Origin of the sequence: Mesorhizobium sp. M1C.F.Ca.ET.210.01.1.1, from assembly GCF_004791585.1 — a bacterium.
In the GTDB taxonomy this organism is placed as follows: domain Bacteria; phylum Pseudomonadota; class Alphaproteobacteria; order Rhizobiales; family Rhizobiaceae; genus Mesorhizobium.
Genome location: NZ_SRUU01000003.1, coordinates 165,395 through 182,633 on the forward strand (window position 1 = coordinate 165,395; position 17,239 = coordinate 182,633).

At 63.7% G+C, this 17,239-nt stretch carries 20 protein-coding genes; 7 read left to right on the forward strand and 13 right to left on the reverse strand.

The window, feature by feature from the left end:
• Window positions 1-33 precede the first annotated feature (33 nt).
• Entirely contained in the window at window positions 34-1,218 is a 1,185-nt protein-coding gene (locus EN853_RS04795; protein ID WP_127858154.1) for an amino acid aminotransferase, read from the reverse strand.
• 171 nt (window positions 1,219-1,389) lie between these two features.
• On the opposite strand from EN853_RS04795, the gene EN853_RS04800 reads away from it, so the two are divergent.
• The 5 genes from EN853_RS04800 to EN853_RS04820 all read left to right on the forward strand — a co-directional run bounded on the left by EN853_RS04800 (window position 1,390) and on the right by EN853_RS04820 (window position 4,900).
• Window positions 1,390-1,911 (forward strand): sigma-70 family RNA polymerase sigma factor, encoded by a 522-nt coding sequence (locus EN853_RS04800; RefSeq protein ID WP_245516819.1) that lies wholly within the window; start codon window positions 1,390-1,392, stop codon window positions 1,909-1,911.
• A complete protein-coding gene (locus tag EN853_RS04805; protein ID WP_127858152.1) occupies window positions 1,908-2,681 on the forward strand; it encodes an anti-sigma factor in 774 nt (257 codons plus the stop codon). Before EN853_RS04800 ends, EN853_RS04805 begins: the two co-directional genes overlap by 4 nt.
• 32 nt (window positions 2,682-2,713) lie before the next feature.
• The gene (locus EN853_RS04810) at window positions 2,714-3,430 is read left to right on the forward strand and encodes a Bax inhibitor-1/YccA family protein (protein ID WP_127858151.1); all 717 of its coding nucleotides are present in this window, start codon (window positions 2,714-2,716) and stop codon (window positions 3,428-3,430) included.
• A 180-nt stretch (window positions 3,431-3,610) separates the two neighbouring features.
• Window positions 3,611-4,486 carry an aldose 1-epimerase family protein gene (locus EN853_RS04815; protein ID WP_127858150.1) on the forward strand — a complete coding sequence of 292 codons (876 nt, stop codon included), beginning with the start codon at window positions 3,611-3,613 and terminating at the stop codon, window positions 4,484-4,486.
• A 3-nt stretch (window positions 4,487-4,489) separates the two neighbouring features.
• Complete coding sequence (locus EN853_RS04820; protein ID WP_127858149.1) at window positions 4,490-4,900, forward strand: hypothetical protein; 411 nt, start codon at window positions 4,490-4,492, stop codon at window positions 4,898-4,900.
• Between the two features lie 98 nt (window positions 4,901-4,998).
• Here the strand turns inward: EN853_RS04820 and EN853_RS04825 are convergent, their stop codons facing one another.
• Complete coding sequence (locus tag EN853_RS04825; protein ID WP_127858148.1) at window positions 4,999-5,502, reverse strand: methyltransferase domain-containing protein; 504 nt, start codon at window positions 5,500-5,502, stop codon at window positions 4,999-5,001.
• 70 nt (window positions 5,503-5,572) lie between these two features.
• On the opposite strand from EN853_RS04825, the gene EN853_RS04830 reads away from it, so the two are divergent.
• The gene (locus EN853_RS04830) at window positions 5,573-5,965 is read left to right on the forward strand and encodes a GFA family protein (protein ID WP_127858147.1); all 393 of its coding nucleotides are present in this window, start codon (window positions 5,573-5,575) and stop codon (window positions 5,963-5,965) included.
• 54 nt (window positions 5,966-6,019) lie between these two features.
• Here the strand turns inward: EN853_RS04830 and EN853_RS04835 are convergent, their stop codons facing one another.
• On the reverse strand, window positions 6,020-7,537 hold the full coding sequence (locus EN853_RS04835) for a winged helix-turn-helix domain-containing protein (protein WP_189343859.1): 1,518 nt from the start codon (window positions 7,535-7,537) through the stop codon (window positions 6,020-6,022).
• A 253-nt stretch (window positions 7,538-7,790) separates the two neighbouring features.
• Here EN853_RS04835 and EN853_RS04840 point away from each other — a divergent pair, with 253 nt between their 5' ends.
• Window positions 7,791-8,027, forward strand: coding sequence for a DUF1127 domain-containing protein (locus EN853_RS04840; RefSeq protein WP_127858145.1), 237 nt, complete (start codon window positions 7,791-7,793; stop codon window positions 8,025-8,027).
• A gap of 133 nt (window positions 8,028-8,160) precedes the next feature.
• On the opposite strand, the gene EN853_RS04845 is transcribed toward EN853_RS04840, so the two are convergent.
• The 10 genes from EN853_RS04845 to EN853_RS04895 all read right to left on the reverse strand — a co-directional run bounded on the left by EN853_RS04845 (window position 8,161) and on the right by EN853_RS04895 (window position 17,205).
• Window positions 8,161-8,769: an alpha/beta fold hydrolase gene (locus EN853_RS04845; protein ID WP_189343860.1), complete on the reverse strand. Its 609-nt coding sequence runs from the start codon at window positions 8,767-8,769 to the stop codon at window positions 8,161-8,163.
• 141 nt (window positions 8,770-8,910) lie between these two features.
• On the reverse strand, window positions 8,911-9,312 hold the full coding sequence (gene tnpB, locus EN853_RS04850) for an IS66 family insertion sequence element accessory protein TnpB (RefSeq protein WP_127858144.1): 402 nt from the start codon (window positions 9,310-9,312) through the stop codon (window positions 8,911-8,913).
• Entirely contained in the window at window positions 9,309-9,722 is a 414-nt protein-coding gene (locus EN853_RS04855) for a transposase (RefSeq protein ID WP_127858143.1), read from the reverse strand. The genes tnpB and EN853_RS04855 overlap by 4 nt, the downstream gene beginning before the upstream one ends.
• 353 nt (window positions 9,723-10,075) lie before the next feature.
• Window positions 10,076-10,924: a PhzF family phenazine biosynthesis protein gene (locus EN853_RS04865; protein WP_127858142.1), complete on the reverse strand. Its 849-nt coding sequence runs from the start codon at window positions 10,922-10,924 to the stop codon at window positions 10,076-10,078.
• A gap of 63 nt (window positions 10,925-10,987) precedes the next feature.
• On the reverse strand, window positions 10,988-11,806 hold the full coding sequence (locus EN853_RS04870; protein ID WP_127858141.1) for an MBL fold metallo-hydrolase: 819 nt from the start codon (window positions 11,804-11,806) through the stop codon (window positions 10,988-10,990).
• Window positions 11,807-11,809: 3 nt separating this feature from the next.
• A complete protein-coding gene (locus EN853_RS04875; protein ID WP_127858140.1) occupies window positions 11,810-12,598 on the reverse strand; it encodes a TatD family hydrolase in 789 nt (262 codons plus the stop codon).
• Entirely contained in the window at window positions 12,598-14,145 is a 1,548-nt protein-coding gene (metG, locus tag EN853_RS04880) for a methionine--tRNA ligase (protein ID WP_127858139.1), read from the reverse strand. Before metG ends, EN853_RS04875 begins: the two co-directional genes overlap by 1 nt.
• A gap of 82 nt (window positions 14,146-14,227) precedes the next feature.
• On the reverse strand, window positions 14,228-15,283 hold the full coding sequence (locus tag EN853_RS04885) for a DNA polymerase III subunit delta' (RefSeq protein WP_127858138.1): 1,056 nt from the start codon (window positions 15,281-15,283) through the stop codon (window positions 14,228-14,230).
• Entirely contained in the window at window positions 15,280-15,954 is a 675-nt protein-coding gene (gene tmk / locus EN853_RS04890) for a dTMP kinase (protein WP_127858137.1), read from the reverse strand. Before tmk ends, EN853_RS04885 begins: the two co-directional genes overlap by 4 nt.
• 72 nt (window positions 15,955-16,026) lie before the next feature.
• The gene (locus EN853_RS04895; protein WP_127858136.1) at window positions 16,027-17,205 is read right to left on the reverse strand and encodes a D-alanyl-D-alanine carboxypeptidase family protein; all 1,179 of its coding nucleotides are present in this window, start codon (window positions 17,203-17,205) and stop codon (window positions 16,027-16,029) included.
• Between the last annotated feature and the right edge of the window lie 34 nt (window positions 17,206-17,239).

Consider the following 17,239-nt stretch of genomic DNA (forward strand, 5'->3'; position numbering starts at 1 on the left):
GGCGAAAGCCGGTTGTCCACAGTTGCCGAGGCTTCAGTCGAGCACCGAGACGATCGCCTTGGCGAGGTCGTCCATGCCGTCTTCGGGCAGGCCGGCCACGTTGATGCGGCTGTCACCCACCATGTAGACCGCGTGCTCGGTGCGCAGGCGCTCGACCTGTGCTTCCGTCAGCCCCAGGCGGGAAAACATGCCGCGGTGGCTGGCGACGAAATCGAAGCGGTCGGAGTTGGACTGCCGGCGCAACGCTTCGGCGAAAGCGACGCGTAGCCTGAGCATCCGCAGCCGCATCTCCTCGAGCTCCGTCTCCCAGTCCTTCTTCAGGTCGGCGTCTTCCAGCACCATGCGCACGGCTGCCGCGCCATGGTCCGGCGGCATCGAATAGAGCGCGCGGGCCGCCGCCAGCATCTGGCTCGTCGCCACGTCCGCCTGCGCGCCGTCCTTGGCCATGATCATCGCTGCGCCGACGCGGTCGCGATAGACGGCAAAATTCTTGGAGCAGCTCGAGGCGACCACCATCTCCGGAACCTTGCCGGCGAGCAGCCGCAGCCCGGCGGCATCGGCATCGAGGCCTTCGCCAAAACCCTGATAAGCGATGTCGACGAAGGGCAGCAGGCCGCGATCCAGCAGGACGTCGGCAACCTTGGCCCACTGGGCGGCATCGAGGTTGGCGCCGGTCGGGTTGTGGCAGCAGCCGTGCAGCAGCACGACATCGCCGCTGTTGGCCGTCTTGAGCGCCGCCAGCATGTCGTCGAAGCGGACTGTGCCGGAAGCGGCGTCGAAATACGGATAGTCGCGGACCTCAAGGCCGGCGGCGCGCATCACCGGCAGATGGTTCGGCCACGTTGGATTGGAGAGCCAGACCGTCGCGCCGGGGCGTGTGCGCTGCAAAAGCTCGGCCACCAGCCTGAGCGCGCCCGATCCGCCCGGCGCCTGCGCGGCACGGATGCGCGAAAGGTCGGCCTTGTCGCCGAAGGCAAGCTTGATCATCGCGGCGTTGAAGCCGGTATCGCCGGCAAGGCCGAGATAGGTCTTGGTGTCCTGGGTGGCGAGCAGCCGCTTCTCGGCCTCGCGCACGGCGCGCATCACCGGCGTCCTGCCGTCCCGATCCTTGTAGACGCCGACGCCAAGGTCGACCTTGCCCGGGCGCGTGTCGGCGCGGTAGAGGCCGATCAAGGCCAGGATCTTGTCGGCGGGCGCGGGCTGCAGGCTTTCGAACATCGATCAGGCTCCAATGGCGGGGGAGTGATACGCAAATCGGCCGCGCTTCGCCAGCAGTTTCGTCCGGATGCCCGCTCGCCGACGCAACACGACGCCCGCCGGATCGCAAAAGAAACGGCGGGCAGGGATTAAAGTCCCCACATGCTCCGTAAACAGGGAATGGAACGGTCGATGGCACGCTTCGATATCGTCGGGCAGTTGGGATCGCTGCGGCGCTATGCGCGCTCGCTGACGCGCGACAGCGCCGATGCCGAGGATCTCGTGCACGATGCGCTGGTGCGCGCTTACGAGCGGCGCGGGACCTTTCGCTCGGGCGGCAACCTGCGCGCCTGGCTGCTCGCGATCGTGCACAACATCTTCATCGACCGCATGCGCTCGCGCCGGTCGGAAGCTGCGCGCATCGAGCAGGCCGGACATGTCGCCGATACCAGCGCGCCTGCATCGCAGGACCATTCGGTGCGCCTGTCGCAGGTGCGGGAAGCCTTCCTGTCGCTCCCTGAAGAGCAACGCTCCGCGCTGCATCTCGTCGCCATCGAAGGGGTGAGCTACGCCGAGGCGGCCGAGGTCAGCGGCGTGCCGCTTGGGACCTTGATGTCGCGCATCGGCCGCGCGCGTGCGGCGCTGCGCGAGATGGAAGAGGGCGCTCGGGCGCGCGGCAAAAATCACTTGAGGATCGTGGGAGGTGAATCATGACCGCTATCGTCGATCCCGTGACCGATGCCGATCTCGACGCTTACGTCGACGATCAGCTCGAGGTTGCTCGCCGCATCGAGGTCGAAGCATTCCTGTCCGCCCGACCCGAGGTGGCTGCGCGGGTGATGTCCGATCTCAGGACGCGTGACGAGTTGCGCGTGGCGCTGGCCGGACCAGGCGCAACGGCGCGCCCGGCAACGACCGAGGCGGCGCGGCGGCTGGAAAGGGCGCTCGCCAGGGGGCGTGTCCTTTCCCTGCTGCAACGGGCTGCAGCGGCGGCTGTGCTGGTGGCGGCGGGCTGGCTTGCCAACGGCATCTTCGGACCGATCATGGTGACAAAGGTGGTCGCCTCGACGCAGCCGCCCGCCTATGTCGAGGAAGCGGTGAGTGCGCATCGGACGACCCTGGTGCGCGAGACGATGCCGTCGCAGCAGGAAGCGCCGGGCTACAATGCCGATGAAATCCGCGCCGCGACCGCGATCGTCATGCCTGTGCTGCCGGACGACTGGAGGATACGCGACGTCCAGGTCTATCCGTCGCGCTTCGGGCCAACCGTCGAGATGGCGGTCGAAACGAAGGACCTCGGGCTGGTCTCGCTGTTTGCCATCAGGCCAGGCACCTTCGACGTGGTGAAGCCGACGGCCGCCCCCTCGGGCGATATCTCATCCGCCTACTTCCAGATCGGCGAGGTGGCCTATGCGGTCGTCGGACGAAGCGATGCCGGCGATCTCGATCGGGCCGCCGAAAAGCTGGCCCGGACGCTTTACTGAACCCACAACCGATCCAACCAAGGAGAACCCGAATGAACAGCCCCAATCTGGGATACCGAATGGGCGCCGGCGCCCAGGCCGGAGCGGTCTATAACGAGGGCCTGCGCCGGCACATGCTGCGCGTCTACAACTATATGGGCCTTGGCCTGGTAGTCACCGGCCTCGTCGCCGTTGCGGTAGCCTCGACGCCGGCGCTTTATGTGCCCATCTTCTCCAGCCCGCTGAAATGGGTGGTGATGCTGGCGCCGCTCGCCTTCGTCATGCTCTTCTCCTTCAAGATGCAGACGATGTCGGCGGCAAGCGCGCAGATGATGTTCTGGGCCTTCTGCGCCGTCATGGGCCTGTCTCTCGCTTCGGTGTTCCTGGTCTTCACCGGCACCAGCATCGCTCGCACCTTCTTCATCGCTGCGACGATGTTCGGCGCCACCAGCCTCTACGGTTACACGACTAGGCGCGACCTGACGCAGTTCTCGTCCTTCCTGATCATGGGCCTGATCGGCGTGGTGATCGCCAGCCTCGTCAACCTGTTCCTCGGCTCGACCGCGCTGCAGTTCGCCATCTCGGTGATCGGCATCGCCGTCTTCATCGGCCTGACCGCCTGGGACACGCAGACCATCAAGGAGCAGTATGCCGAGAATTTCGATGCGGAATCGCAGCAGAAGCTTGCCGTCTTCGGCGCCTTCTCGCTCTATCTGAACTTCATCAACATCTTCCAGCTGTTGCTGAATTTCACCGGCGAGCGCGAATAGTCCGAACCGCGTCAGGCAGCATTTCGGATATCATCGTGGCCGGAGGGCGACTTTCGGCCACAGCTTTTTTTGGAACGGCGTTCATCGCAGTTCCGTGAGGCTGGGCGCAACCCGCCGCCCTTGAGTTCACGCGAGGCCTTTTGCTAGCCTGCCGGCCGCATCAGGCAATCGCGAGGACACATGGAACAGGTGACGCTTCACGCTGACGGCATCTCGGCGACCATCGTCGGGCAGGGGGCTGAACTGGTCTCCTTGCGCGATGCAGATGGTACAGAGCTGTTGTGGCAGGCGGGACCCGCCTGGCGTCGCCATTCTCCGGTCCTGTTCCCAATCGTTGGCCGTCTGAAAGGCGACCAGTTGCGCCATGGCGGCCAAGCCTATCCGATGACGCAGCATGGATTCGCGCGCGACAAGCGCTTTGCCTGGGCGGAGCAGGGGCCTTCCTCCTGCACCTTGGTCCTCACCGACGACGCCGAAACCCGCGGCCATTACCCATTCGTGTTCCGACTGGCGATAAGCTACAGCCTCGCACCTCGGCAGCTTGGTGTGACCTTCGAGGTCGCCAACACGGGCGATCAAGTGCTGCCGGCTTCGATCGGCGCTCACCCGGCCTTCAACTGGCCGCTGCTGCCGGAATTGCCCAAGGAAGCCTACCGGCTGACCTTTGCCGAAAACGACCCTGCGCCGATCCGCCGCCTGAAGGATGGTCTGCTGCTGCCAACGCCGCTACCCACGCCCATCGAAGGCAAGACGCTCGCGCTCTCCGAGCGGCTCTTCGACAAGGACGCCGTCATCCTGGACCGGCCGGCCAGCTCCAGCGTGCGCTATGCCGCCGAGCGCGGGCCGGCGATCGAGATGTCGTGGCAGGGTTTCAACGAGCTGGGCATCTGGTCCAAGCCGGGCGGGGCGCCGTTCCTGTGCATCGAGCCCTGGCATGGCATCGCAAGCCCTGTCGATTTCGACGGCGAGTTTGCCGACAAACCGGGCGTGATGCTGATCGAGCCGGGCGCAAAGCGCACGTTGACCTATCGGATCGCCGTCAGCCGGGAGCGGTAAGGCATGGCTTTTGCGATCAAGGCCGAGCTCAAGGACCCGCAGGCGCAGATGTTCTCATTCGCCGCGCAGAAGACCATGTATGGCGGCAAGCATATTGCCGAAGGCGACACGATCTTCGTGTTCGCCAGCGAGAACGAAGGCGGGCAGGGGCTTGTCGCGCGCGGCATCGTCATATCTTCCGAGACCACGCCAAGGAGACCCGACCTCGAACGGCAGACGCCGCGCGTCAGCATCTCCGTCCGCCGCACTGCGACTGCGGCCAAGAGGGTGGGCAGGAACGAACTCAAGCGCTTCAAGGACTGGAACGATGGCCGGCCCGAGACCGAGCTCAACTTCAAATTCTATCGTCAGGCGACGGACAAGATCGTCGGCATCTCTGGCGAGGCGGCGGCGTTTCTCGACGGATTTTTCTAGCGCAATTCCAGGAGAGGTATGTAACGGTTTTCCGTCCGGAATTGCGTAAAAACAAATACTTAGAATGGCTCGGCGATGCCGTGAATTCCTGAACCGCTCTAGGACGGCCAGCCACGGCCCAAATCGATCTCCTTCAATGGATCGCCTCCATCGATGAAGAGCCTGCCATGTGGTTTCAGTGCCGCCTTGATACGCGTCAAGGCCGCCCGGCCAGCCTCGGGGTGACGCCCGTCGAGCGCGCCGACCCGCATGGCAAAGGCGATATCGAAGAGCGCATCACCAGGCCTCAATGCGAAGTCCTCGATTGCCGCATGTCTGAAATCCAGGCTGCCCACAGCCATCTCATCGGCCGATCCCGCCCGCGCCAACCGGATTGCCTTTTCCGACCGGTCGATGGCCAGAACGAAGCCGTGGCCGACACGGCGAGCGACAGCACGCGCGGCAACGCCGGGGCCACAGCCGATCTCCAGGACGCGCAGTCCCGGCTTCAATGGAAGCGCTTCGACGAAGGCGGATATCCGCTCGGAGATTCCGGCAGTCATGCGATACGTTATGCAATTCGGTTTGTGGGCAACGCAAGCCGAAGGGAAGGGTGTCGGCATGCGCGACCCAGGCTTTCTCTCGCCGTTCGTTGTAAGCATTTCGACCGCTTGATTTGGAAGGAGACACAGCATGGACCGGTTCAGGGGCAGTTGCCTGTGCGGCAATGTCCGACTTGTGGCGTCGGGCCGCCCATACCGGGTCGGCATCTGTCACTGCCTCGACTGCCGCAAGCACCATGGCGCGCTTTTCTATGCTGCGGCGATATTCCCCCAGGATGCGGTGACGATCGAGGGCGAAACAGGCGATTATGCCGGGCGGTTCTTCTGTCCGCGTTGCGGCTCGTCCGTCTTCGCGCGCAGCGGGGACGAAGTCGAGGTGCATCTCGGATCCCTGGACGCGCCGGACCAGCTGATGCCAACCTACGAGCTCTGGACCATCCGTCGCGAGTCGTGGCTGCCGCCGTTTCCGCTCACGAGACGATATGAGCGCGACCGTGAGGCCAAGGGCCGCTTCGAGGAGTAGCGGGCGACAACCAAGTTCCGGATCGAATGGCCGCCTGGGTAGTCTCGCCAGCCGTCACTCCGGAAGACCGGCTTTGCGGAAGCCGTCGACGAAATGCTCGAGCGTCGCGTCGTCGCGGAACGGCTCGGTCCAGACCCAATGGCGGGTCGTGAAATGCCGATTGCTGACGAGGAACAGTTCGACCTCTGCCCGGGCTTCGTCGAGCCGGCCGAGTTGCGCAAGGCTCGCCGCCAGGAAACGGCGTGAGCTGGTGCGATAGGTCTCGTCCCGGCGCAGCGTCTCGACGGCGGCCTCATAGTCGCCCGCCGCATATTGCGCCGCGCCGAGCGTCAGATAGTACCAGCTTGGGGGGAACGGGTTCAGCCGGAACGCCTTGCGAATGTGCTCGAGGCCTTCCTCCACCCGCCCGGCCAAGACCTTGATGTCGGACAATGTCGCCCATGCATCGGCCTCGTTCGGGTCGAGCTCGAACGTCTTGGCGAATTCCGCATCGGCCTCGTCGAAGCGGCGCTCATAGGCAAGCAGGTTGGCCAGCACCCAGCGGCAGCCGGCATCGTTGGGATCGATCGCCACGGCCTTGCGGGCCAGTTCCAGCGCAAGGCCGCGGTTGGGTTCGATGGGTTCGCCCCAGTGTACCCACCCCATCCAATGGTTCATGGCAAGCCAGCGATAGGCCTCGGCGTATTCGGGATCGAGCGAGACCGCGCGCGTCAGCATCAGATGCGCTTCCTGTGCCGTCTGCGGCGAGTCGTCGATCAGCTTGCGCGCCCGCACACAGAGATCGTAGGCCTCGAGATTCTTGGGCCGGTTGCGCGGCGGCGATGCGCGCAGCCTGCCGAGCAACGCCTCGACGATCTTGGCCGTCACTTCGTCCTGGACGGCAAAGATATCTTCCAGGCTGCGATCGAAGCGTTCCGCCCACAGGTGCTCGCCGCTCACCGCGTCGACCAGCTGCGCGTTGATGCGCACGCGCCCGGCGGCGCGCCGCGCGCTCCCTTCGAGCAGGTAGCGCACGCCGAGATCCTCGGCGATCGCGCGCACGTCCATCGCCTTTCCCTTGTAGGCGAAGACCGAGTTGCGCGCGATGACGAACAGGCCCGCGTTCCTGGACAGGTCGGTTATCAGGTCCTCGGTCAATCCGTCCGCGAAGGAGTCCTGCTCGGGATCGTTGCCGAAATTGACGAAAGGCAGCACGGCGATCGACGGCTTGCCGGGCAGCGGCAAAGGTTTCCGCTTCGCATCGCCGAGCTGTTCGATGGCGCCGGTGAAGCGGTAGCCGACGCGCGGAACCGTGGCGATCCATTCACCGCCATCGGCGGCCGGGCCAAGCAGCTTCCTGAGCTGCGCGATCTGGACGGTGAGGTTGCCTTCCTCGACAGCCGTGCCCGGCCATGCCGCATCCATCAGCTCGGCCTTGGCCAGGATTTCGCCGGGGCGTTCGACGAGCGCCGCGAGTAGCCTCAGCCCGCGGTAGCCGGCTGCCACGGGAACATCGTTCCGAAGCAGCGTTCCCGCAGTCGAATCAAGCACGTATGGGCCAAAGGCAAAGCGGGATCCCTGCATGCGGCGCATCTATAGAGCAATTCGAGGAAAAGTGTGAAACGGTTTGGCTTGGCGACTTCGCCGTAGCCTCCGTCCGGAATTGCGTCAAATCAAAGAGATAGGGCGGCTCGTCGTTCCGTGAAGCGACAGGCCGCATAAGCCCATTTGGAAGTTTTGAGAACTATTTGGGAGGGCTTAATTACGAAGCCGTCCGCAACCTGCAGAATTCAATCTCTTTCAGGTCGAAGGGCCCTCCGGGACCCTGAGCCATACGGAGGTTGCCATGAACAAGACCCTTGCATCAGTCCCGCATCAGAGAGCGCTGGTCAGGCGGGCATCGCCTAGGCGCTACAGCCTGGCGACCCTGCGAAGCATGATCTCGGCCTGGCGTGAGCAGACACGCTTTCGCTGGGATCTCAAGCGAATTTCGGAGGCCAATCCGCATCTGATCGACGATATCGGCCTGACGAAACGGCAGGCAGAGGACGAGATCGCCAAGCTGCCTTTCTGGCAGCGATGAGCGCTGCGTGGCGCAGGCGAGGGCGATGTGGGGACGATCGCTGTCCGCCAGCCTTCGCGAAGAGCTGAAAGCGGGGTTCAAACCTGCCGGACGAGGGCGCCGACCAGATCGAGCGGTCACGAAGCGGCTGCCATCATGCATATTGCCGTTCTAGAAAGTCGACTATCAACGATCCGGCCTGTTCCGCGTGGGTTTCCAGCAAAAAGTGAGCACCATCGAGGATATGAGCTTCCATCCTGGGCAACGCCTGCATCCACGATAGTGTCTCTGCAAGATCGAAGAAACTGTCATGCCGTCCCCATACCATGAGGGCGCGAGGCTGCCGGCGCTTCAGATAGCCGGCGATCGCGTCGAAGCGAGCGACATATTTGCCATAGTCTGCAATGAGGGCGCGCTGCGTCGCCATGCGACCGGGAAGCTGCATAACGCGCCAGTCCTCCTCCCAGCTTTCCGCCGGAATTTGCACGGCCAGGTCCTCGGGTACGCCCGCAATATACTGATCCCTCGTGCCCGTGAACGTCAGGTGAGCGGTAGCACCTGCCTCACTGTCCGCATTTGGATTGGCCCAAAAGTCCTGCGTCGCCTTCCACAACGGCCCCATTCCGCTCCGATGTGCGTTGGCGTTCTGGATGATCAAACCCAATACCTCATCGGGAGCCTGCATGGCTATCCGCAATCCGACCGGCGCACCAAAGTCGTGGAGGTAGATGTAGCGTGGGCCGACCGAGAGATGGCCGAGCAACTCCGAGATCGCATCGGCACAAGCGTAAGGACGGTGCAGGCAGCGCGTGAGACTTGCCGAACCCAGGCAGGTCGGGGGCAATCACATAGGCCGCCTTTGACAATGCAGGAGTTCAGTTCCCGAGCACCCGCGTTCCCTACGTCAACAAGTCGCATAAGATAGATTATGGAACTGAAAGAGCGAGGCGAAGACCGGAAATTCCGGGTTTCTGGCCGGCAACGGCGCAACGGTCCGCCGCCAGTCGATCCCTTCGACGAGCAAGGCCAACTGGGCCGGTGTCAGCTGAAGCCGACCCGCCACGATCGGCGGCCAGACGAACTTTCCCTGCTCCAAGCGCTTGGCGAACAGGCACAGCCCGCTTCCGTCCCAAGCCAGGATCTTCAAAATGTCGCCGCGCTTGCCCCGGAACACAAACAGCGCCCCCGAGAAGGGATCGGCGGCCAGCACGTTCTGGACCTGGGCGGCCAAGCCATCCATCCCTTTGCGCATATCGCATGGCTGCGTCGCCAGATAGACCCGCACCCCAGACCCGGGCGCGATCATGCCACCGCCTTCAGAGCCGACAGCACCCGCCGCAGTGCCGCCTCGCTGACCTCGGCGTCCACCCGCACGCGCACGCCGCCGACCAGGACGATCTCGATCACACCGCGCTGTTCCGCCCCAACCGCCGCGGCTGGTGAGGCGGCCGGCACGCTGCTGATGACCTCGACCGGGATCAATTCCAGCGGCGATGCCGCCGACGCCGGCGGGCGCATCTGCCGGCGCCACGTGAACAACAGGTTCGCATTGATGTCGTGCCGCCGCGCCACCAGCGACACCGACGCGCCAGGCTCACAGCTCTCGGCCACCAGCCGCTGTTTCTCTTCGAGGGTGTATGACTTGCGCCGGCGGGCGCGCGCCGTCTCGCCACGAAAATCTTGGCCAGCCACTCCATCCGTCGCGATCGTGTCCATTAAGCCCCGCTCGTGGACACTATCCTCAGCGTCCGGAGCCCGACTGCTATCCGATCCGAGCCCCGCCACGGAAGACGGTCGTCACCGGTCGCTTACAATTGATCAGCCATGCTTCGCATCGTTTTTTGCCCGCGACATCGAACGTACGGCTGACGTCTGCCGTCTGCTTGGATTCGAGTTCGTCCAGGAACAGCATGGCTCCGGACCGAAGCACCTGGCTGCCATCAACTTAGGAATGGTTCTCGAGATCTATCCCGGCGATGATGCCGTCTCACCGTAACCGTCCGGCGAAGGCCACAGGTTAGGCAGCCTGATTTGGCGGGGACTTCGATGACTGCCAGTGCTAGTTCAAATTAAACGGTTACAACGCCCTCGATACACGTCGTCACGTCGCCGCCGATCCAAACCTGGTTCTCGACCTGCTCCACATGAACACGTCCTTTCCTTCCAAGGACGGTACCCTGGCTGGCAATGTACGACGAGGGCGCGATGCCATTTCCTATCAACCATTGCGCGATGCCAGCGTTTAGGCTGCCGGTTACAGGATCTTCAAAACCGGCCGCGGAAAAGGCACGCACCTCGAAATCCGCATCCCGCCCATCCTTCATAGGATCCCAGGGAGCAACGACACCGACCCGCAATCCGGACAGCACGGCAAAATCCGGGCGCAGCGCCAAGACGTCAGCCCTGGAGCGTAGCAGGACAGCAAGCCAACCTGGGCCATTGTCCACCCAGTTGGCGTCGACGATGACATCAGAGGTCAATCGCAGACCTTCGATGGCTCGCGTCAGTGTGTCGAGTTCCACTGGGCCCGAGCGGCGTAGCTCGGGAGCTTCGAAAGATAGCCTCTCATTGTCACGCCGAATGCGGATAAGTCCTGCATTGCACTCTTGGATAATGTCACCACTCTTTGGCCGCCCACCGGAAGACAGCCAGACGTGGCAACTCCCTAAGGTAGGGTGGCCCGCGAAGGGCAATTCAGAAACAGGCGTAAAGATGCGAACGCGGTAGTCAGCATCCGCCGACTTCGGCTGTAGAAGGAAGGTCGTTTCGCTGAGGTTCGTCCAACTCGCGAAAGCAGCCATCTCAGACGCGGTCAAGGTATCTGCTCCGATGACAACCGCCAACGGGTTACCTAGCAAAGCTCTGGAAGAGAAAACATCGACCTGCTGGAATGAAAATTTTGTTGTTCCGTGTCTCACCGTAACAATCCTGGCGTTCTGAGTTTACGCGGCCTTTCCGCATTTGACGCAATTGTGGGCCCATCATCCTGATTCAACAGGGATTTCAATCACCATCCCATCATAGGCCGGCACCACGTGGTCAGGCGTCTCGGCCATCACGACCGCGTAGTCCAGCGGCACGTGCATATGCGTCAGTACGGCGTTTTTAGGCGCAAGCTTCTCGATCCAGCCCAGAGCCTGGCCGAGCGACAGATGGCTGGGATGGGTGTTGTACTGCAGCGCGTCGATGACCAGTGTGTCCAGGCCGCGCAAGCGCTCCGCCGTAGCGGTCGGGAAGTCACTGATATCAGGGCAATAGGCGAGGCCGCCGATGCGGAATCCGAGCGAGACGATGTCGCCGTGGATCTGCGGCAGCGGCTCAAGGGTGAGGGGACCCCCCTCGCCTTCGATCACCACCGGTCTGGCGTGGTCGATCAGATGCGGCCTGACGATCGGCGGATAGGAGCTGCCGGGCGGTGTTTCGAAGCAATAGCCGAAAGCCTGGCGCAGCCGCCGCATGGTCGGCTCGTCGGCATGGATGCCGATGCGGTGGCGCTGTTCGTGCACATAGCCGCGCAGGTCGTCGATGCCGTGGATGTGGTCGGCATGCGGATGGGTATAGACCACAGCGTCGATGCGCCTGACCGAGGCGAGCAGCATCTGCTCGCGGAAATCCGGCCCGGTGTCGATGACGACCGTCGTGCGGGCGCCATTAGCGGTGATCCGCTCCACCAGGGCCGCCGTGCGCATACGGCGGTTCTTGGGATTAGTCGGATCGCACTTGCCCCAGTCGCCTGTGATGCGCGGCGTCCCGGGCGACGAGCCGCAGCCGAGAATGGTAAGGCGCAGCCGGGCGCTCATGTCTCAGCCTGCCGCCGGTCGCGGCATCTTGGTGAACAGCCGGAAGACGTTCTCGCTGGTGATGTCGGCGATCTCCGTCTCGCTGACGCCGATGGTATCGGCCAGCACCCTTGCCGTGTTCACGACATAGGCCGGCTCGTTGCGCTTGCCGCGGAATGGGATCGGCGCAAGGTAAGGCGCGTCGGTCTCGACCAGCAATCGATCGCGTGGGATGTCGGCGGCGATGGCGCGCAAGTCGGTCGAGTTCTTGAAGGTCAGGATGCCAGAGAACGAGACATAGCCGCCCAGCGCCACGCCGACTTCCGCCAGCCGGCGCCCGGACGAAAAGCAGTGCAGAATAAAGGGGAAGGCGCCCTTCCCTGTTTCGTCCTCGAGGATCGCGGCCATGTCGCCGTCGGCGTCGCGCGAATGGATGACCAGCGGCAGGCCGGTCCGGCGCGCGGCCGCGATGTGGGTGCGGAAGCCTTCAGCCTGCGCCTCGCGCGGCGCGTGGTCATAGAAATAGTCGAGCCCGGCTTCGCCGATCGCCACAACTTTGGGATGGTCGGACAGCCGCACCAGCTCGTCGGCGGTCACATCGAGCTCTTCCGCCGCATTGTGCGGATGGGTGCCGACGGAGCAATAGACTTCATTGAAAGTTTCAGCGATTTCAAGGATTTGTTGAAAACGCTTCACACGCGTCGAGATCGTAACCATACGACCGATTCCAGCCGCCAGGGCGCGGGCGACTATTGTCCCCCGCTCCTCGGCGAAGTCCGGAAAGTCGAGATGGCAATGGCTGTCGATGAGCATCAGGCTTTTGTGTCCTGCTCGACATAACGCGGGAACACGCCCTCGGGCGCCGGCAGAGCTGTGCCGGACACCAGCGCATGGTCTGCATGGACATGCGCGAAAGCGCGCTTGTCGGCAGGCACGGCCAGGAGGTCGAGCAGCTTCGCTGCCGACCCCGGAATGAAGGGCTGGCAAAGCACGGTCACCCGCCGGACGACCTCGGCCGTCGCCCACAGCACCGTCTCCATGCGCTCCGGATCGGTCTTGCGCAGCGCCCAAGGCGCCTGGGAGGCGAAGTAGCGGTCGGCTTCGGCCACCACTCCGAAGATCGCCGCCAGGGCCAGATGGATGCCCTGCTCCGCCATTGCCCTGCGCGCCACGGCAAGCGCTTCAATCGCCTGGTCGAGGATCGCGGTATCGGCCTCCGTCAGCTCGCTGCGCTTCGGCACGGCCCCACCGCAGTTCTTGGCGATCATCGACAGCGAGCGCTGCGCCAGATTGCCGAGGCCGTTGGCGAGATCGGCATTGGTGCGGTTGACTATCGCTTCGTGGCTGTAGCTGCCGTCTTGGCCGAACGGCACCTCGCGCAGGAAGAAATAGCGCACCTGGTCGAGGCCGTAATGCTCGATCATGGTGAACGGATCGACGACGTTGCCGACCGATTTCGACATCTTCTCGCCGCGGTTGAACAGGAAGCCGTGGGCGAAGACGCGCTTCGGCAATTCGATGCCGGCCGACATCAGGAAGGCCGGCCAATAGACCGCATGGAAACGCACGATGTCCTTGCCTATGATATGCGTGGCCGGCCAGTAGCGCCATTGCTCCGACTTGGTGTCAGGATAACCGGCGGCGGTGATGTAGTTGGTCAAGGCATCGACCCAGACATACATCACATGCTTGTCGTCGCCCGGCACCGGGACGCCCCATTTGAACGTGGTGCGCGAGATCGACAGATCCTTCAAGCCGGACTTGACGAAGCTGATCACCTCGTTGCGTCGCTCGGCCGGACCGACGAAGTCGGGCTGGCTCTCATAAAGCGCCAGCAATTTGTCCTGATAGGCGGACAGCCGGAAGAAATAGCTTTCCTCCTCGTTCCATTCGACCGGCGAACCTAGCGGCTCGCGGCGCACGCCGTCGTCGCCGAGCGTGGTTTCGCTCTCGTCGAAATAGGCTTCCTGGCGGACCGAATACCAGCCGCTATACCGATCAAGATAGATGTCGCCATTGGCGGCCATCGCCTTCCAGATCGCCTGGCAGGATGCGTAGTGGCGCTGTTCGGTGGTGCGGATGAATTCATCGTTCGAGCCGCCAACTGTCTCGGTCATCGAACGGAAGATTGCCGAATTGCGGTCGGCAAGCGCGATCGGCGCGATGCCCTCCTTCTCGGCCGTCTGCTGCATCTTGAGGCCATGCTCGTCGGTGCCGGTGAGGAAGAACACATCCTTGCCGTCCAGACGCTGGAAGCGAGCCAGCGCGTCGCTGGCGATCACGGTATAGGCGTGGCCGATATGCGGCTTGCCATTCGGATAGAAAATCGGCGTCGTCAGATAGAATTTTTCGCGTGACATGAATGAACCGTCATGAATGTCTGAATGTGAGTTGTGGCGGTGGATAAACTATCGGCATGGCGATTGCCATCCCGCAGGGCCGTCACATTCGCATCACAGAATTCAGGCGGTCGATCATGGTCAGGGCGTGCTGCTTCTTGTCGAGATTGTAGGTCTCGGCCTCAGATATCGTGTTCAGGGCCTCGTGCCAAGCCTCGGACAGCGTTTTGGCCCGGGCGAGGTCGCCGCCCAAAGCAGCTTCGCTGGCCGCCGCCGACAGAAGGTCGAGCGCGCGGCGATTGAAGATATCGAACTGGATCGCCTGGTCGCGGCCGGCGACCGCCTCGGCAAGGCGGTGGGCGCCGGCAATGTCGGGCTTGCGCGCCGCCACCAGCGCATCGAGGGCGCCGGCGATCTCCAGCCCGCCATATTGGGTAAGCAGGATCGCGTTTCGGGCGCTGCCCCCTGCCCGCTCGGCCAGTGCCGCGCGCGCCGCGGGATCCTCCGGCGGGGGCGGCTCGATGCCTCCCAGCACCGCCATCAGTTCGTCCGGCGCAAGAGGCGTCAGCCGCACCATCTGGCAACGCGAGCGGATGGTCGGCAAAAGGCTGCCCGGCGCATGGACGATCAGGATGAAAAGCGTACGCGCCGGCGGCTCCTCCAGATTCTTGAGCAAGGCGTTGGCGGCATTGGTGTTCATGTCGTCGGCGGGATCGACAATGACGACGCGGTAGCTGCCGTCATGCGAAGTCATCGACAGGAAGCGGCTGACCTTGCGGATTTCGTCGACGGTAAGCACCGTCTTGAAACTCTTGGTCTTGTCGTTGGCCGGACGCGTGAGATGCAGCACCGAAGGATGCGCGCCAGTGGCGATCTGGCGAAACAGCGACGACGCCGGATCGGGAACGGCGAGCGTTTCGGGCGCGGCCGCGAAATCGGGATATTTGAGAAGATGGTACGCCAGGTGGAAGGCAAGCGTTGCCTTACCGATGCCGAGCGGTCCTGCGAGAATCAGCGCATGCGGCAGCTTGCCGGAGCGGTAGGCCGCGGCAAGCATTCCAGCCGCCTGCGCATGGCCGATGAGCCGCGGCGTTTCCGATGGTTCGGGGACGCCGTCCAGCGTGTCGTGCTGTTCGGGAGCGATGCGTTCGAAGATCATGCCGGCGCCGTCTGCTTCCTTTGCGCCGGCATCCGCTTCTCCAGCACCGCGAACACAGCCGCGGTGACGACATTTTCCACCGTTTCGGGATCGGCCGACGCGTCGATCACAATGCAGCGATCCGGCTCCGCCTCGGCGATCGCCAGGTAGGCCTCGCGCCGGAGCTGGTGGATGGCTAAAGTCTCCTTCTCGAAACGGTCGGCGCTATCGCCGGCGCTGCGGCGGGCAGCCGCGCGCTTCAGCCCTTCGGCCGGGTCGATATCGAAGATCAGCGTCATGTCGGGAACCATGCCGTTGATGGCGACCGCCTCCAGCGCTTCCATGAAATCCGGGTCGAGCCCGCCGGTAACGCCCTGATAGACACGGGAAGAATCGATGAACCGGTCGCAGAGCACGATCGTGCCGCGTTCGACGGCCGGCCGGATCACCTGCTCGACATGGTCGGAACGCGCGGCGGCGAAGAGAATCGCCTCCATCTTCGGGCCGAATGGCTCGGCAGCGCCCGACAAAAGCACATGTCTGACCGCTTCGGCGCCTGGCGAGCCGCCCGGCTCGCGCGTGACCAGAACTTCGTATTTCTTGGTGCGCATGCGTCGTGCCAGCCGCTCGATCTGCGTCGACTTGCCTGCTCCTTCGCCGCCTTCGAAGGTGATGAAAAATCCGCTCGCCAATCGAGAATGCCTTTGCCCGCGCTGGCCGCTGTCATAGCTCCCGTCCGGCAAAAGGTCCACGAGCCAGCCCGATCACAAATGTTTCTGACGCAACCAGCCGACAGCCAGTTCCTTGGCCGCGTCAAGCGCGCGCTGCGGCAGCGTGCCCACCTTCACCGGCTCGGCGGCAAAAAGCGGCGTTCGCTGGCTGAGCGTGTCGCCTATCCAAACGCGCAGCTCCCCAACCGGTTGCCCCTCCTCCACCGGCGCCGCCACCGGACCGTCATAGACAATCTTGGCGGTCAGCTTGTCGCGGTTGGCTATCGGCAGAAAGATGTCCACCGGCCCCTTGGCTTTCAAGGCCACGCCGGATTTGGCGCCGCCGAAGACTTGCGCTTCGCCGACAACTTCGTCCTTGGCGAAGATCTCCGTTTTTTGGAACGAGCGCGATCCCCAGTCGAGCAGCTTGCGCGCCTCCTCCGAGCGTTCGCGATCGCTGGCCAGGCCGCTCAGCGCAGCGATGACGCGGATGCCGTTATGACTGACCGTGCCGACGATGCCGAAACCGGCGGACTCGCTCGCTCCGGCCACGAAGCCGTCAGCACCGATGCCCATGGCCAGCAGCGGATTGCGGTTCCTCTGGGAGATCTTGTTCCAGGCGAACTCCGGCTGGCCGTAATAGTGAAAGAACTCCGGATAGTCGCGCCAGATATGCAGCGCCAGCATCGTGAGCTCCCGCACCGTCGTCCGCTGGCCGTCTGCCGGCAGCCCGGTCGAGTTGACGAAGGTCGATGTCGGGAGGCCGATCTGGCGGGCGCGCTCCGTCATCTGCGCGGCGAAATTCGCCTCCGAGCCCGCCATGCCTTCGGCGAGAACGATGCAGCCGTCATTGGCGGCCTGCACCGTCACGCCCTGGATCAGGTCCTCGACACGGACCGCCGATTTGAGCTTGGCGAACATGGTCGAGGTCCCGGACGGCGCGCCGCCGGTGCGCCAGGCGTTTTCGCTGACCACGAACGTATCGTCGAGCGTGATCCGCTTCGACTTGATGGCGTTGAACACCACTTCCATCGTCATCAGCTTGGCCATCGAGGCCGGCGGGATCGGCTTGTCGGCATCCTTGGCGAACAGTACCGTGCCGGTCTCGGCATCGATCATGAAGACCTGCGCCGCCTTGGTCTCGAACAGCTGCGCGCTCGCCGGCACGGCACAAAGCAGCGTCAGCACCAATGCCAAAAGTCCGGCGAAAGGCTGAAGAGCGCGGAACTGCATGAAATATCGACCCGTTAGCCGGTTTGGCCCGCTC

Coding starts and splice junctions, on each gene's coding strand:
- EN853_RS04795 (WP_127858154.1), bottom strand. CDS start 1,218: ATGTTCGAAAGCCTGCAGCCCGCGCCCGCCGACAAGATCCTGGCCTTG.
- EN853_RS04820 (WP_127858149.1), top strand. CDS start 4,490: ATGGCTTTTGCGATCAAGGCCGAGCTCAAGGACCCGCAGGCGCAGATG.
- EN853_RS04815 (WP_127858150.1), top strand. CDS start 3,611: ATGGAACAGGTGACGCTTCACGCTGACGGCATCTCGGCGACCATCGTC.
- EN853_RS04830 (WP_127858147.1), top strand. CDS start 5,573: ATGGACCGGTTCAGGGGCAGTTGCCTGTGCGGCAATGTCCGACTTGTG.
- EN853_RS04885 (WP_127858138.1), bottom strand. CDS start 15,283: ATGATCTTCGAACGCATCGCTCCCGAACAGCACGACACGCTGGACGGC.
- EN853_RS04895 (WP_127858136.1), bottom strand. CDS start 17,205: ATGCAGTTCCGCGCTCTTCAGCCTTTCGCCGGACTTTTGGCATTGGTG.
- EN853_RS04835 (WP_189343859.1), bottom strand. CDS start 7,537: ATGCGCCGCATGCAGGGATCCCGCTTTGCCTTTGGCCCATACGTGCTT.
- EN853_RS04840 (WP_127858145.1), top strand. CDS start 7,791: ATGAACAAGACCCTTGCATCAGTCCCGCATCAGAGAGCGCTGGTCAGG.
- EN853_RS04810 (WP_127858151.1), top strand. CDS start 2,714: ATGAACAGCCCCAATCTGGGATACCGAATGGGCGCCGGCGCCCAGGCC.
- EN853_RS04855 (WP_127858143.1), bottom strand. CDS start 9,722: ATGGACACGATCGCGACGGATGGAGTGGCTGGCCAAGATTTTCGTGGC.
- EN853_RS04825 (WP_127858148.1), bottom strand. CDS start 5,502: ATGCCGACACCCTTCCCTTCGGCTTGCGTTGCCCACAAACCGAATTGC.
- tnpB (WP_127858144.1), bottom strand. CDS start 9,312: ATGATCGCGCCCGGGTCTGGGGTGCGGGTCTATCTGGCGACGCAGCCA.
- metG (WP_127858139.1), bottom strand. CDS start 14,145: ATGTCACGCGAAAAATTCTATCTGACGACGCCGATTTTCTATCCGAAT.
- EN853_RS04875 (WP_127858140.1), bottom strand. CDS start 12,598: ATGCTCATCGACAGCCATTGCCATCTCGACTTTCCGGACTTCGCCGAG.
- EN853_RS04805 (WP_127858152.1), top strand. CDS start 1,908: ATGACCGCTATCGTCGATCCCGTGACCGATGCCGATCTCGACGCTTAC.
- EN853_RS04870 (WP_127858141.1), bottom strand. CDS start 11,806: ATGAGCGCCCGGCTGCGCCTTACCATTCTCGGCTGCGGCTCGTCGCCC.
- EN853_RS04800 (WP_245516819.1), top strand. CDS start 1,390: ATGGCACGCTTCGATATCGTCGGGCAGTTGGGATCGCTGCGGCGCTAT.